We start from the raw sequence: 13,181 nt of genomic DNA on the forward strand, positions 1-13,181 counted from the left end.
CACGAGTAGGGTGGGCCGCTGTGGCGAGGGGTCATCCGACGACCGGTCTGCGGGATCAACGCCCGAGCGTGCAGCGGCGCGTCGCGGCGTTGCTCGTGTCGAACGAGCGCCTCGAGCACGTCTTCCATCCCCACTGGTGGCGACTCATCGAGGCGAGCGGCGGTGGGCTCGTCGGGCTCGTCGTCGCGGCGCTCGTGGCTGGCGTCGGATTCGGACCATCGTTGCTCATCGCGGCCCCGGTCGCGGTGGGCTCGGTCCTGTGGATCGTGATCGGGGTAGTGCGCTGGCGGTCCGAACTCCTGTTGCTCACGGATCGCCGGGTCGTGTTCACCCGAGGAGTCTTCGCCCGCCGCACGAGCGAGATCCCACTGAAGCACGTGAACGACGTCTCCACCGAGCAGGGGCTCATCGGGAGGTTGCTCGACTTCGGCAGGGTTCGTATCGTCTCGGGCAACGCCAACGGACAAGAGGTCGTGACCTACCTCCACGGGCCGGCGCGCCTTCGCCAGGAGATTTCGCGACTGACTCAAGCGAGCGAGTCGACGCCGACTCCAACGGCGACATCGACCGGGGGGAGCCTCGTCGAGCAGATCCAGATGCTCGCGTTCTTGCATCGCATGGGCGAGATCAGCGACGACGAGTTCCAGCGCGCCAAGGAGCAGGTGCTCTGGGGCGACGGCGCGCGAGAGTCCGAAGGGGACGTCGAAGGAGGACCGTGACCATACTCGACCCGATCGAGGCGCGATGGCGCCGCAACCTTGCTGCGTGGGCCATCCCACCCGAGATCGCGCGCCACGGCGACGCGTCGCCGTGGCGGCTCGATCCGGCGATGTTCCTGCCCGATCCCGACGCACCGCTCTCGCCGTCGCATCGGGCGACGCGTGCGTTGCTCGAGCGCGCCGATGAGGGGAGCCTGCTCGACGTGGGCTCCGGGGCGGGAGCCGCCTTCTGGCCGGTCGTCGAGTCCGCGCGGCGGGTGATCGCCCTCGACGAGCACGCTGGCATGATCGAGGCCCTGCTCGCCGAGGCGAGGCGCCACCCGACCGTCCTCGTCGAGACCCGGGTGGGACGGCTCGAGGAGCTGTTGCCGACCATGGAGTCCGTCGACGTCGTCACGTCACACCACGTCGCCTACAACGTCGCCGACCTCGGCCTCTACCTTGGCGAGTTGGTGCGGATCGCTCACGTCGGGATGGTCCTCGAACTCACCTTGCACCATCCCCACTACGGCTCGGCCGCCATGTTCGAGGCGCTCTGGGGCGTTGCGCGCCCGAGCGAGCCGAGCGCAGCCGACGTCATCGAGGCCTTGTGGGCGCTGGGCCTCGAGCCTACGGTCGAGGTCCACTCGGGCACACGACGCCGAGACGACCCCGCGGCGCGTCGTGAGGCGCTCCGGCGACGCCTCTGCCTCGGCGAGCAGGAGGTCGCGCGCCTCGACGAGCTGCTTCGCGATCCGGGCGAGCTCGCCAATCCGTCGGTGACGATCGTGGTGGACCTCGATGAGCGCACCGCTTGAGCTCTGGTGGGAGCGCACGGGGCACGGCGAACGGGGCGACGCCGTCTTGCTCCACGGCCTGGCCGGTTCGAGCGACGACTTCCCGGCCGAGCTCGATGCAAGGCTCGGGCGTCTCGGGTTCGGGACGGTGCGCATCGATCTTCGTGACAGCGGCCGGTCTCCTCGGCTCGACGCCGACGGTCTGCCGCGTGTGTTCGAGCTGCTCGCCGGTGATCGCGACGCCGCGCCGTACCGGCTCGTCGACATGGCCCGCGACGTGGTGCAGGTGCTCGAGCGAGCGAGCGTGTCACGCGCGTTGCTCGTCGGCGTCTCCTTGGGTGGCATGGTGGCTCAGCACGTCACGGTGATCGCGCCGGAGCGCGCCGCGGGTCTGTGTCTCGTCTCGAGCGCGAGCCAGCCCGACCTCGCGAGCCTCGTCGATCCCACGGTTCTCGCACCCCTCCTTCGCGCGGGTCTCGCGGCCCTCGATGCCGGTGACGGCGACTCGAGGGGCGGTGCCGGCGCTCTTCGACAGCTCGGCGCGGTCGTCGCCAGCGACCCGTGGCGTGAGGCGATCGCGCAGTGCGCGCCGGCGACGCTGATCGTCCACGGTGCCGCCGATCCGCTCATCGGGGTTCGTGCTGCCTTTGACACGTGGGCCGAGCTCGAGCGGGCACGGCTCGTCGTGATCGCCGAGCGCGGACACGAATGGACGACGTCGGCGTGGGACCTTGTGTGGCCGCACCTGGCTCGCTTCGGTCGGAGCGTTCGATGAGTGGGCCGCTCGCTGGCGTTCGGGTCCTCGAGCTCGGGGGGATCGGCCCGGTCCCCTTTGCCGGCATGGTGCTCGGCGACCTCGGCGCGACGGTGGTACGGATCGAGCCACCGAGCGGGGCCGGACTCGGTGCCGATGCGTTGGCACGAGGCAAGCACGTCATTCGCATCGATGCCAAGGACCCCGAGGGCAGGGCGCTCATCCGTGAGCTCGCGAGCCGTGCGGACGTCTTCGTGGAGGGGTTTCGGCCAGGGGTGGTCGAGCGGCTCGGCATCGGTCCTGGCGAGTTGTGCGCTGCGAACGACCGCTTGATCTACGTTCGCACGACGGGGTTCGGCCAGAGCGGGCCGCTCGCGGAGCGGGCGGGGCACGACATCACCTACCTCGCCATCGGGGGCGCCCTCGGAGCGACGGGATCGGCGGATGCGCCGCCGCTGCCTCCGCTCAATCTGCTGGCCGACTTCGGGAGCGGGGGCATGCTGAGCGTCGTCGGGGCGCTCGCCGGCCTCATCGAGCGCGAGCGCAGCGGTCGGGGGCGTGTGGTGGATGCGGCGATGGTCGACGGGGTCCTCCTCACCGAGACCATGGTGCTCGCCATGATGAGAGAGGGTGCCTGGCGGCCCATGCGGGAGGCGAACCTGCTCGACGGCGGGGCACCGTTCTACCGGACCTACCGCTGCGCCGATGGGCGCTGGATCGCCGTCGGCGCGCTCGAGCCGCAGTTCTTTCACACCCTGCTCCGCGAGCTCGGCCTCATCGAGCGCTTCGACCCGGCCGCCCAGTACGAGCGCGCTCGCTGGGGCGAGCTCGCGTCGCTGCTCGCGGATGCCTTTGGCTCTGCACCACGAGCCGTGTGGGAGGAGCGCTTCGCCGGTCTCGATGCCTGCGTCGCCCCGGTGCTCGGCCTCGACGAGCTCGCGAGTGCTCCCCAGCACGTCGAGCGACGCTCGTTCGTCGAGGTCGACGGCCATCTCGAGCCGGCGCCGGCTCCCCGATTCGATGGCGAAGCGGTCGAGAGTCGTCCGGGGCCCTCGCGCGACGCGGTCGCCGCGCTCGTCGCAGCAGGGCTCGAGCCGGAGCGGGCGCGCGCTGTCGTGGGGCTCGGCCTCGTGGTGTGAGATGTTCTACCTCGGCTATCGCGACGAGCGGCCGGTGTTCGCGGCCCCGACCAGCCACGTGCTCGTGCTCGGCCCGCCTCGCTCCGGCAAGACCACGCGGTTGGTCGTGCCGAACGCCCGTGCCTTCCCTGGTGAGGTGGTCGTCACCTCGACCAAGGCCGACGTCATCGAACCACTCGTCGTCTCGGGCCGGACCGTGTTGCTCTGGGACCCCGAGGGCGACGCCGTCGAGGCGGCCGGCTTGCGGCGCGTCGCGTGGAGCCTCGTGGACGCGGCCAAGCGCTACGAAGACGCGGTACTCGGTGTCGACGCCTACGTCGAGGCGGCACTCGGTCGCGCGAGCGGTGCCGAGCGCCATTGGCACGACCGCGCCCGTGCGCTGCTCGCACCCCTCGTGCGGGCAGCGGCGACCCTGGGTGGGACCATCGACGACGTGGTCGCCTGGGTGGAGGCGCGCGACGTCTCCGAGGCGCTCGGCGAACTCGACCTCCAGGGGGAGCGTCGGGCGCTGAGCGGACTTGCGAGCGTGCTCGCCTCGGAGGAGCGCGAGCGCTCGGCCATCTTCTCGACGGCCCACGCCGCACTCGCTGCGTACCGACTCGGAGAGGCGCCCGCGCCCGAGCGTTTCGACCCCGAACGCTTCGTCGGGTCCGGTGCCGCCCTCGTGCTGGTCGCCCCGAGTGCGAGTCAGCGGATCCTCGCCCCGATCGTCGTCGCGCTCCTCGAGCAGCTACGACGGGTGTACTACGCGCGCGCTCGTCGCGGGGAACCAGGGCGACTCGGGCTCGTGCTCGACGAGCTCGCCAACGTGGCACCCATCCCGTCGCTCGGCTCCATCCTGTCCGAAGGGGTCTCGCAGGGGATCTGGCTGCTCGCTGCGGTGCAAGATCTCGCGCAGGTTCGCGAGCGCTGGCCGGCCCTCGAGCGCGGACTGCTCACGCTGTTCGGTACCGTGGCGGTGCTCGGCGGTGTCGGCGACGCGGGGACCCTCGCGGTGCTGAGCACGCTCCTCGGCAGCGAGGACGTGCTCGAGGTCGCGGTCCACGAGGGCGCCAGGGGTCGCTCGAGGACGGTTCGGCGAACGCGGCAAGCGAGACTCGAACCGGCCGCGCTCCGCAGCTTGCCCCGTGGGTCGGCGCTGATCGTGGAGTTGGCGGGATCGAGCGGGATGGTCGCGTTGCGAGGTGACCCGCCGCTCTGAGGGGCTACTCGGCCGGGGGCGGATCGAGGACCTCCGGGAAGTCGCGCTACCATGCCTTCGTGCCGTTCTTGCTGCGGATCCTCGGTCGGGTCCGCGCGTCTCAGGCGCGGCTGCTCGCCACGCTGGCCGTCGCGAGCGTGCTCGCTGGGGCGGTAGCGTTCTCGCTCGCCGAGCACGTCTCGCTGGGGATCGGCCTCTACTGGGCGATCACGACGGCGACGACGGTGGGCTATGGGGACGTCACGCCCCACAACACCGCGGGGCGCATCATCGCCGTCGCGGTGATGCTCACGGCGATCCCGCTCGCGGGCGGCGTGTTCGCCGTCGTCGCGGCCCAGATCACCGCGAGTCGCCTGGGTAGGCTGCTCACCGTGACCATTGCGGAGTCGGATACGGGATTCGTCGCGCTCGTCGGTTCGCACCGAGCCCTCGGCCGTATCGCCGAAGAGCTGGTTCGAGCGGGCGAGCGGGTTCGCATCGTCGCCTCCCAGCCGATCGCGGGTCTCGGGATCCGCGCCGAGCAGATCCAGGCCGATCCGACCGACGAGGGATCGCTCCGGCGTGTCCACCTCGAGCGAGCATCGCGCATCATCGTCGCAGGCAGCGACGACGCCGAGTCGCTGCTCGTCGCGGTCCTCGTCCGCGAGCTCGCGCCGACGGTGCCGGTGCTCGTCGCGGCGGCATCGGCCAAGGTCCGCGAGGCGCTCGGTGGGCTCGGCGTCCAAGCGAGCATCGCGGTCGATGAGCTGCTCGCCCACACGCTGGCCAAAGGGGCCGAGACGCCGCACGCCGGGAACCTGCTGCTCGAGCTCGTGGCGAGCGAGCGCGTGCGGCTCGTCGAACTCCCGGTGACCGATGCGCTGGTGGGGATGACCCTCGACGACGCGGGCGATCGACTGGGGGGGCTCGTCATCGGTCGCGTACGCGGCGATCGGGTCGAGCTCGCCGTCGGGATCGGCTCCGAGTCGCTTGCCGCTGGCGATCGCGTCGTGGTGGTGAGCGAGCGTCAGCCCTCCGCTCCGAGCGAACCTGGCGCGTAGAAGCGCTGCCAGTTCGCCGTCGAGGGCGCGACGAGACCGGTGGGGCCTTCACCGAAGAGGCGCAAGATGTTGCGCGTCATGGTGGTGAGGATCGGAGCGGGACAGCCGCTCGTGTCCGCCCCACACGGAGCGAGCGCTGGGATCCAGTTGTTCGTGCCGCTCTCGAAGACCCCCGCCTTCGAGGTGGGGCTCGTCACGTAGGTCGTGTCGGCGTAGTAATGCGCCCCGGAGAAGCCGATCACGACCGGTGAGTGGGCGAGGATCTCGACGCCCGGTGGGTTCGGCCGCGCAGGGATGTAGCCGTCGAAGTCGGTGAAGAGCACGTTGGGCACCGTGGCACCGTTCGTGAGGCCGGTGCCCGCATACAGCCACGACGATGCGTCCGTCACGACGAGCGGGAAATGCTGGGTGTTGTTGAAACCGATGTAGGAGTCCCCGACGATCTCGGAGGCCGGTGCGTCCGCCGGGGCTTGTCCCCACCAGTTCTGGGTGACACGGGCGTTGTCGACGCCATAGAGCGGGTCCTCCTGCGGGTCGCGATAGTTGACGACCTCGAGGTTGGGTCCGAGCGGGCTCGCGGCGAGGCGGACCTTGCGGAGGATGGGGCTCGCCCCGAAGAACACCAGGTTGACCCCTCGTCCCTCGGCCTGGAGCACCGCCTCGCGCATGCGCAGCGACCACTCCTCGTCGTGGCCGAGCGAGAGGAGAACGCGATGGTTGGTGAGCAGGGCTCCGTGGGTGGCCAGGGTGATGTCGGTCCAGTAGGTCACGTCGAGGCCGTGGCGCTCCATGAGCTCGATGAGGGGGAGTTCGTTGGTGATGAAGGTCGCCGCGCCGTTGCCGTAGCCGTAGGGCCGGTCGAACGAGACTACGCGTGAGCGATCAGGAGGGGGGTAGCCCGGCGCGGTCGACGCGCCCTGCTGGTAGAGGTCGTAGCCACCGAAGGGGTTGAAGACCTGCCAGGTGAAGACCGCGTTCATGACCACGTAGGCGGCCTTCGACGATGGATCCCAGACCGTGAGGGGGACGTAGCTCGCAGCTCCGTTGGAGGCGACCAGCTTGAGGAGGTAGTCGCCCTGCACGAAGGCGGGGGTGATCGCGAACTGGGTCGCTCGTTGCCAGGAGCACTGCACCATGTAGAGGGGCGCACTCACGGGACAGGCGGGCTCGACGTGGCCGGCGAGGACCCCAGAGTGCCACACCAGGCGAGCGCCGGTCCCGTGGTACCAGCCCATCCGGAACGCCTCGACGGTGAACGTGGGCGCGTTCGTCGACACGTACAGGTCGACCATTTGGCCGAGACGGGCTTGGGGACGGTTGGAGTAGCCCTCGATGAAGGTGTTGGCGGGTTGGAGGCCGATCCGCCACGCCGTGGTACCGGGCTTGTCGTTCTCCTGGATCACCCAGCGAGCCTCGACGCCCCAGGGGCCGAGGAAGGTGGCCGGCTGCGCATGTCGTCGGCGATGTGGCGTGGTCGGCGTGGTGTGGGGGGCCGTCCGTGGATGGGCAACGAGCGCGATCGCGCCACCGACGAGCGCCGCGATGACCACGACGATCGTCGCGATGACGAACGGATTGCGCCCTGCTGATCGCGGGCGTCGATCCGAGCGGCTGTGCATCCCAGGCATGCAACCTCCCCGGGGCTCCCCTGGGGGGCCAAGGCTAGCCGAGCCAACCTGTGGGGCCCTCGGCGCCTCAGGTGGCGGGTATGGCCATGAGTCGCTTGAGGACCTCGGGCCCGAGACCGGTGACGATGATCGAGGGGTCGTCCTCGACGTCGCCGCGCTCGAGCCGGTAGTGCACGAGGAGGCGTTCGCGCCCCTCGACGAGGGCGATGCTGGTGCCGACCTCCCGATAGCCGACCTTCTCGCTCACGCGACGGCTCGCGAGGTTGTCGGCGTGGGCGGTGGTCTCGGCCCGAGCGGCGCCGAGGTGGCGAAAGGCGAGCGTGAGCACCGCGCGGCGCATCCAGGTGCCGATGCCGCGTCCCTGCGCAGCTGCGGTGAGCCATGAGCCCGTCGAGACGGTGGCAAGGCTCGGCCACCCTCGGGCGAGGACGAGGTCCTGGACGCCGATCGGCCCCTCGGTCGGGTGGAAAACGACGAAGGGCAGCGTTGCGATCGGCGTCGCCTCGTTCGCACCGACGGTCCGGAGCCAGTGGCGAACGACACGGCTCGCCACTTCGTCAGCGCTGCCCCGGGTCCACGCGGTCGAGAAGGGCATGGCGTCAGGTGCGTGGATGCCCTCACCGGCTCGCTCGGCGAGGCGGGCGAGTTCGTCCATGGTGGGGGATGCGAGTGTGACGACGGGGGTGCGGATCGCCACGCCGAGCTCCGGCGCGAAGTGCACCAGGGGATGGTTCGGATCGATGGGCACGTCGCCAGCCTAGGGTACGGCTAGGTTGAGGCTCGGGAGGAGGCGACATGCTCATCGGAGTCACTGCCGGCCTGATCGGTGAGGCAAAGCCGCGCTACGTCGGTCTGCACGACGGCTATCTCCGTGGCCTCGCGCGAGCAGGCGCGGCCGCGGTCGTGTGGCCGAGCACGCTCGGGGTCGGCGATCCGGCCGACGTGGCGGCACGGGCCAAGGAGCTCGTCCAGAGCGTCGCAGGGATCGTGCTCACCGGTGGCGGCGACGTCGGGCCCGAGCGCTATGGCGAGTCTGCGCGCACCGAGCGGCTCTACGGCGTCGAGCCGGCGCGTGACGAGCTCGAGATCGCGTTGGTCCACGCGGCGCTCGATGCGGGTGTCGCGCTGCTCGCGGTGTGTCGGGGAGTGCAGATCCTGAACGTGGCCCTCGGCGGCACGCTGGTCCAGGACCTCGAGGAGGCGGGCTATCGTCGCCACAGCGTGCCCGAGCACGAGTACGACGTCGCCCACGACGTGCTCGTCGAGCCAGACAGCGTGCTCGCGAGCCTGGTCGGAACGCACTACGGCGTCAACTCGCTCCACCACCAAGCGGTGGAGCGTCCGGCCGAAGGGGCCCGCGTCGTCGCTCGCTCCGAGGACGGGGTCATCGAGGCGCTCGAGGGACGGGGGTTCCTCGCGGTCCAGTGGCATCCGGAGCGCATGCTCGACAGCGATGAGCGGGCTCAAGGCTTGTTCGAGTGGCTGGTCGCTCACGGGAGCCGGTCATGAGTCTGCGAGCCGTGATCTTCGACGTCGACGGTACGCTCGCCGAGACCGAACGCGACGGGCATCGAGTCGCCTACAACCAGGCGTTCGCGCAGTTCGGTCTCGACATTCACTGGAGCGTCGAGGAGTACGGGCGGTGGCTCCAGGTCGCTGGCGGCAAGGAGCGGGTCGAGGCCTACCTCGCCGAGCATCCCGACGCCGCTCCCAACGGGGTCGATCTCGATGCGCTCCACGAGGCCAAGAACGCCGCCTACGCCGCGATCGTCGCCGCTGGCGGCATCTCGTTGCGGCCTGGAGTGCGTCGACTGCTCGACGAGCTCGCGAGCGCGAAGGTCGCCGTGGCGGCGGCGTCGACGACGACGTTCCCCAGCCTCGACGCGCTGTTACGAGCCGAGCTCGGGCCGGACTGGCAGGATCGTTTCGCCGCGCTCGCCCTCGGCGACGTGGTGGTGCGCAAGAAGCCCGATCCGGGGATCTACCACTGGGCGCTCGGTGCGCTCGGGTCAAGCTACGACACGGTCGTCGCGATCGAGGACAACCGTAACGGTTTGCTCGCCGCCAAGGGTGCGGGCCTTGCGGTGGTGGTGACCCGATCTCTCTATGCGAAGGACGAGGATCTGCACGAGGCGGACGTGCTCGCCAGCTCGCTCGGAGAGCCAGCGTCCCCCGCAACGATCGTTGTCGACGGCGCCCCGCACGAGGGTGTCGTGGACCTCGCACTGCTGGAGCGACTCGTCGAGCGTGGGTAGGTGCGCAGCGCGCGAGCAGCGCGCGTGGCTGCTCGGGTCGTGAGGGGCCGGCTGCGGATCGCTGGATGCCTGGGTGTCTCACCCAGGCGGTGTGCGTGCCGACTGCAAGGGTGGCACGGGCTCGTGGGCCTTGTCATGCTGGCTGTTCTCGTGGTCGGGTGGATGCTCCGGCCTCGGCGCGTCGTGGTCGACGGCCTCTCCATGCGCCCGGCCCTCGAACCTGGCGATCGTCTCGTCGTGGGGCCCGGGCGCGCTCGGGTGGGGAGGATCGTCGTCGTCGACTTAGGCGGTGGACGGCCCCTCGCCGTCAAGCGCGTTGCGGCTCGAGTACGAGGTGCCGTGTGGGTGGTCGGGGACGATCTCGCTCACTCGACCGATTCGCGGAGCCTCGGATGGATCGCACGAGGACGCATCCACGGCGTGGTCTGGTGGCGCTACGGGCCGAGCGATCGGCGGGGCCGGGTCGCGCCTGCGCCATCCAGCGACTCCACAGCTGGGCTACCAACCATCCCCAGCACGATTACCTAAGGTGAAGATCACCAACCCCCCACACCCATCCAACGAGGCCCGCAGCTGCGGGCCTCGTTGGCGTTGCGGGCCAGCGTGGATGCCCGACTCCTACGCACTCCACAGGTTCCGTGCCTGCCATCCCCAGAGCACGGGCCTAGGTTGACCATTACAACCCCCCCACACCCACCCGAGGAGGCCCGCAGCTGCGGGCCTCCTCGGCGTCTGGCGACGATGTCTCCTGGCGACGATGCTGCGTGCGGGTGTGACTGTTGTGACCAGATCGGACTCTTGACGGCTCGGGCGAGTAGCTGACTCGCAGGTGGCGTCCGAGCGGAGAGAGCCCCTCGATCACCCCGATCGTCGCCTCTCGAGGAGGTTGTGGACGAGAGCGCCGGCGAGTCCGGCGCCGGCGAAGGCGCCCGCGGCTCCGATGACGAGCAGGAGTGGCCCGGCGCCGGCTCCGAGCCCAGCGATGGCGGCGCTGACGCGAGCTGCGCCAAGGACCGGTCCGTTGGTGGCGACGACGGCGAGGTCCACGAGCCAGCCGATGAGCCCCGCAAGACCGGCGAGCCACCCGCCCACCACGAGGCCGAGGGCAGCCCCGACGACGATCGAGAGCCACCACGCGCCGACGAGGTTGCCGAGGGCACAGATGACGATGCCCGCAGCGAAGATGACGATGCCCGCAGCGAAGGGGAGGGGGCGACGCGTCATCGCAGGCCCACCAAGGTCCAGGTCGCGATGGGATGGGTCAGGCTCGCGGTGGTGAAGCTGAGGTAGCGACCGTTCCACCACAGCGGGATCAGGTTCTCGTACCACGCAGACAGGGGGTTCTCGCTCTCGCCACCAGGGAGGATGCCGAGCGACGCTCGTCCGAAGGCGACGATCATCCTCCAGCTCGGTCCTTGCTCCGACAAGAGCCCGCCGTCGGCGGCGTTGACGGTCCAGGCGTCGCCGGACGATCCGCGTGGCCCGTAGGCGAGCGAGGCCACGCCCGTCAGCGAGGGGAACTCGCGGCGGTGGATGCGACGCCACTGCCAATGGCCGACGCTCCCGAGGTGGCTGGTGAGCCAGGTCGCGGTCTGGGCGAGGGCGGCCGTGGCGATCGCAGAGGGTGAGGGGTGAGGATCGCCGGGCGTCGCGATCGCGGTGGGTGTCATGGTCCCGGTGTCGATCGCCTGGAGGTCCTCGAGCAGTGGATCGTTGAGCTGGTTGATGACAAGGATGCTGCCCGTGGGTTGGTCGAGCCGAGCGCTGCGCCAGAGCGGACCGAACAGGTCACGGATGTCATAGCCGAGCCAGGTCCACCAGACGCTCGCCGCTTGCGACGAGGCTCCCATCTGGTCGTTCCAGGAGGCGAGGAGGTGGAGCGCCGCGGCTGCACTCGTGCCAGGCGCGGCGTGGGCGTGGTGCACGATCCACGGTACGAGCTGGGTGGCGAGGTAGTCCGTGACCGAGGTTTGCAGGTGCTCGACCGCACGCACACCGAGATGCGGGGTAGTCGAGAGTACATGGGCGATCTCGTCGGCTCGAAAGCCGTTCGCGTAGAAGTCGGCACTCGTGCCGAGGTAGTAGGGGTAGCCAGGACCCACGGGGCGCTGGTTCGCCGAGAAGACGAAGCCTCGTGCCGGGTTGTTGGACTCCGGGACGGCATCGAAGGGGATGGCACCGATGGGCTGTTCGGTGCCGTTGCCGTTCATCACGAGCCAGGGGATGGCGCGACGGAACTGGAGGTATTCCCCGGCTGCGATGATGCCGATCTGCCCTTGGGCATCGGCGAAGGCGAAGTTCTGCGCGGGTGCCTTCCATCCGCGAAGTGCCTGTTCGAACTCGCCGAGCGTCTGCGCCTTGATGGCCTTGAGGAGGGCCGGGAAGTCCAGCGAGACCTGGTCGCCGAGCCAGTCCACCGCGACGGGGGTGCCGCGGAGCGAGATCACTGGGCCATCGACGGTGACCGGCACCGTGATGGTCACCGGCTGGCCTCCGTGGATGGCGATGGTGTAGTGCCGGTAGGTGTAGGGGCGCCACGTGCCGTCGAAGCGATAGGCGCCGGGGTGTGAGGGGGAGGTGGTCATGCGGTAGAAGTACGTCGCCTGTGTCTCGGCGTCGGTGAGGCTCCACGCGGTCGTCGGGGTGCGCCCGATCAGGACGATGGGCAGGCCTGGCGCCGCGACCCCTGCGAAGTGGTAGCCAGGTGCATTGGCACTCAGCCAGAGCCAGATCGACGGGAGTGTCTGGGGCAGGTGCGGGTCGCCAGCGAGGATCGGCGCGCCGGTCGTGGTGTGCGTGGCTGCGATGGCCCAGTTGTTCGAGTCACCGGCTTGGTGGCGGGCCCACGCGGGCACGCCGCTCCAGGCCCGCTCGATGCTGCCAAGGGCCGATGTGAGTTGGTGTGAGACGGGGACCGGCGGGTCGAGCGGCGTGATGCCGCTTGCCGGATAGGGCCCGGTGTCGAAGGGGCTCTGGGGATCGGCGGCGAGCGTGGGGAACAATGCCTTCACGCGAGCGAGCCCGAGGCGCGCGACCGCACGCGTGAGGTCGACGGGCTGCTGGGTGTAGTCGAGCTCTTCGGCGAGGAACTCTTGGACGAGCATGCTGTCGACGGGCTGCCAGGGCGCTGGCGTCGTACCGAGGAGGAGGTAGGGCGTCGACAGGGCATGATGGGCGATCTCCCAGCTGCGTGCGGCGTTCACGCCGGCCGTGAACTCGTCGAGGATCGCGCGATCGGCGGGAGGCAGCGCCGCGAGGTTCGCCTCGGCCGCGGCTCGCACCCCGAGGCGTAGCTGGAACTCGTCCGATGCAAGGTAGGTGTGTCCGAGCAGCGCTGCGAGCGTGCCGCCCGCCTCTCGTCGCAGCAGGTCCATCTCGAACAGGCGTGTACGACCCTCGGCATACCCCATCGCGTACCAGAGGCTCGCATCGCTCGTGGCACTGACCCCGATGAAACCCGTCGACGTAAAGCCGATCCGCGCGGTGCCCGGGACCGCCATCTGGAACGAGGCCGACGTGGGCATCCCTGCCCGTGTGGCGAGGGCGAGTACCCCTGTCGAGGGATCGAGCACGCTGCCGAGCGCGGGAACGCCCGCGACCCCAACCGCCTCGATGCCGACGACCCCAGCGAGCACGACCGCTGCCGCAACGACGCGTCCGATCCGCACG

At 70.1% G+C, this 13,181-nt stretch carries 13 protein-coding genes; 9 read left to right on the plus strand and 4 right to left on the minus strand.

The genetic code is table 11. The features are described 5' to 3' along the window. Nucleotides 1-20: 20 nt before the first annotated feature. Genes AFER_RS03065 through AFER_RS03095 form a run of 6 tightly spaced genes read left to right on the plus strand, consistent with a single transcriptional unit; the run spans nucleotide 21 to nucleotide 5,629 of the window. The gene (locus tag AFER_RS03065; protein ID WP_015798049.1) at nucleotides 21-719 is read left to right on the plus strand and encodes a PH domain-containing protein; all 699 of its coding nucleotides are present in this window, start codon (nucleotides 21-23) and stop codon (nucleotides 717-719) included. Further along, nucleotides 716-1,516: a class I SAM-dependent methyltransferase gene (locus tag AFER_RS10815; RefSeq protein WP_015798050.1), complete on the plus strand. Its 801-nt coding sequence runs from the start codon at nucleotides 716-718 to the stop codon at nucleotides 1,514-1,516. Before AFER_RS03065 ends, AFER_RS10815 begins: the two co-directional genes overlap by 4 nt. Then, nucleotides 1,500-2,270 (plus strand): alpha/beta fold hydrolase, encoded by a 771-nt coding sequence (locus AFER_RS10820; RefSeq protein ID WP_015798051.1) that lies wholly within the window; start codon nucleotides 1,500-1,502, stop codon nucleotides 2,268-2,270. Before AFER_RS10815 ends, AFER_RS10820 begins: the two co-directional genes overlap by 17 nt. Further along, complete coding sequence (locus tag AFER_RS11910; protein WP_015798052.1) at nucleotides 2,267-3,388, plus strand: CaiB/BaiF CoA transferase family protein; 1,122 nt, start codon at nucleotides 2,267-2,269, stop codon at nucleotides 3,386-3,388. The genes AFER_RS10820 and AFER_RS11910 overlap by 4 nt, the downstream gene beginning before the upstream one ends. A 1-nt stretch (nucleotide 3,389) precedes the next feature. After that, nucleotides 3,390-4,589 carry a type IV secretory system conjugative DNA transfer family protein gene (locus AFER_RS03090; RefSeq protein WP_015798053.1) on the plus strand — a complete coding sequence of 400 codons (1,200 nt, stop codon included), beginning with the start codon at nucleotides 3,390-3,392 and terminating at the stop codon, nucleotides 4,587-4,589. A gap of 59 nt (nucleotides 4,590-4,648) precedes the next feature. Continuing rightward, nucleotides 4,649-5,629 carry a potassium channel family protein gene (locus AFER_RS03095; RefSeq protein WP_015798054.1) on the plus strand — a complete coding sequence of 327 codons (981 nt, stop codon included), beginning with the start codon at nucleotides 4,649-4,651 and terminating at the stop codon, nucleotides 5,627-5,629. On the opposite strand, the gene AFER_RS03100 is transcribed toward AFER_RS03095, so the two are convergent. Together AFER_RS03100 and AFER_RS03105 are read right to left on the minus strand one after the other, a co-directional pair. Beyond that, nucleotides 5,596-7,257, minus strand: coding sequence for a N,N-dimethylformamidase beta subunit family domain-containing protein (locus tag AFER_RS03100; protein WP_015798055.1), 1,662 nt, complete (start codon nucleotides 7,255-7,257; stop codon nucleotides 5,596-5,598). The genes AFER_RS03095 and AFER_RS03100 overlap by 34 nt on opposite strands. A gap of 67 nt (nucleotides 7,258-7,324) precedes the next feature. Further along, the gene (locus tag AFER_RS03105) at nucleotides 7,325-8,005 is read right to left on the minus strand and encodes a GNAT family N-acetyltransferase (RefSeq protein ID WP_015798056.1); all 681 of its coding nucleotides are present in this window, start codon (nucleotides 8,003-8,005) and stop codon (nucleotides 7,325-7,327) included. A gap of 47 nt (nucleotides 8,006-8,052) precedes the next feature. Between AFER_RS03105 and AFER_RS03110 the strand changes: the two genes are divergently transcribed. The 3 genes from AFER_RS03110 (at nucleotide 8,053) to AFER_RS03120 (ending at nucleotide 10,040) form a co-directional block, all read left to right on the plus strand. Further along, nucleotides 8,053-8,766: a gamma-glutamyl-gamma-aminobutyrate hydrolase family protein gene (locus AFER_RS03110; RefSeq protein ID WP_015798057.1), complete on the plus strand. Its 714-nt coding sequence runs from the start codon at nucleotides 8,053-8,055 to the stop codon at nucleotides 8,764-8,766. After that, nucleotides 8,763-9,512: an HAD-IA family hydrolase gene (locus AFER_RS03115; RefSeq protein ID WP_015798058.1), complete on the plus strand. Its 750-nt coding sequence runs from the start codon at nucleotides 8,763-8,765 to the stop codon at nucleotides 9,510-9,512. Before AFER_RS03110 ends, AFER_RS03115 begins: the two co-directional genes overlap by 4 nt. A gap of 135 nt (nucleotides 9,513-9,647) precedes the next feature. Next, the gene (locus tag AFER_RS03120) at nucleotides 9,648-10,040 is read left to right on the plus strand and encodes a S26 family signal peptidase (protein WP_143711925.1); all 393 of its coding nucleotides are present in this window, start codon (nucleotides 9,648-9,650) and stop codon (nucleotides 10,038-10,040) included. A gap of 330 nt (nucleotides 10,041-10,370) precedes the next feature. Here the strand turns inward: AFER_RS03120 and AFER_RS11915 are convergent, their stop codons facing one another. After that, nucleotides 10,371-10,736 (minus strand): hypothetical protein, encoded by a 366-nt coding sequence (locus AFER_RS11915; protein ID WP_015798060.1) that lies wholly within the window; start codon nucleotides 10,734-10,736, stop codon nucleotides 10,371-10,373. Beyond that, complete coding sequence (locus AFER_RS03130) at nucleotides 10,733-13,180, minus strand: penicillin acylase family protein (protein WP_015798061.1); 2,448 nt, start codon at nucleotides 13,178-13,180, stop codon at nucleotides 10,733-10,735. Before AFER_RS03130 ends, AFER_RS11915 begins: the two co-directional genes overlap by 4 nt. Between the last annotated feature and the right edge of the window lies 1 nt (nucleotide 13,181).

It is taken from the genome of Acidimicrobium ferrooxidans DSM 10331, assembly GCF_000023265.1.
Taxonomy (GTDB): Bacteria; Actinomycetota; Acidimicrobiia; order Acidimicrobiales; family Acidimicrobiaceae; genus Acidimicrobium; species Acidimicrobium ferrooxidans.

Bases quoted from the DNA above. Each gene is read 5' to 3' on its own strand.
- AFER_RS10820 (WP_015798051.1), top strand. From the start codon at position 1,500: ATGAGCGCACCGCTTGAGCTCTGGTGGGAGCGCACGGGGCACGGCGAA.
- AFER_RS11910 (WP_015798052.1), top strand. From the start codon at position 2,267: ATGAGTGGGCCGCTCGCTGGCGTTCGGGTCCTCGAGCTCGGGGGGATC.
- AFER_RS03090 (WP_015798053.1), top strand. From the start codon at position 3,390: ATGTTCTACCTCGGCTATCGCGACGAGCGGCCGGTGTTCGCGGCCCCG.
- AFER_RS03100 (WP_015798055.1), bottom strand. From the start codon at position 7,257: ATGCCTGGGATGCACAGCCGCTCGGATCGACGCCCGCGATCAGCAGGG.
- AFER_RS03110 (WP_015798057.1), top strand. From the start codon at position 8,053: ATGCTCATCGGAGTCACTGCCGGCCTGATCGGTGAGGCAAAGCCGCGC.
- AFER_RS03115 (WP_015798058.1), top strand. From the start codon at position 8,763: ATGAGTCTGCGAGCCGTGATCTTCGACGTCGACGGTACGCTCGCCGAG.
- AFER_RS03120 (WP_143711925.1), top strand. From the start codon at position 9,648: ATGCTGGCTGTTCTCGTGGTCGGGTGGATGCTCCGGCCTCGGCGCGTC.
- AFER_RS11915 (WP_015798060.1), bottom strand. From the start codon at position 10,736: ATGACGCGTCGCCCCCTCCCCTTCGCTGCGGGCATCGTCATCTTCGCT.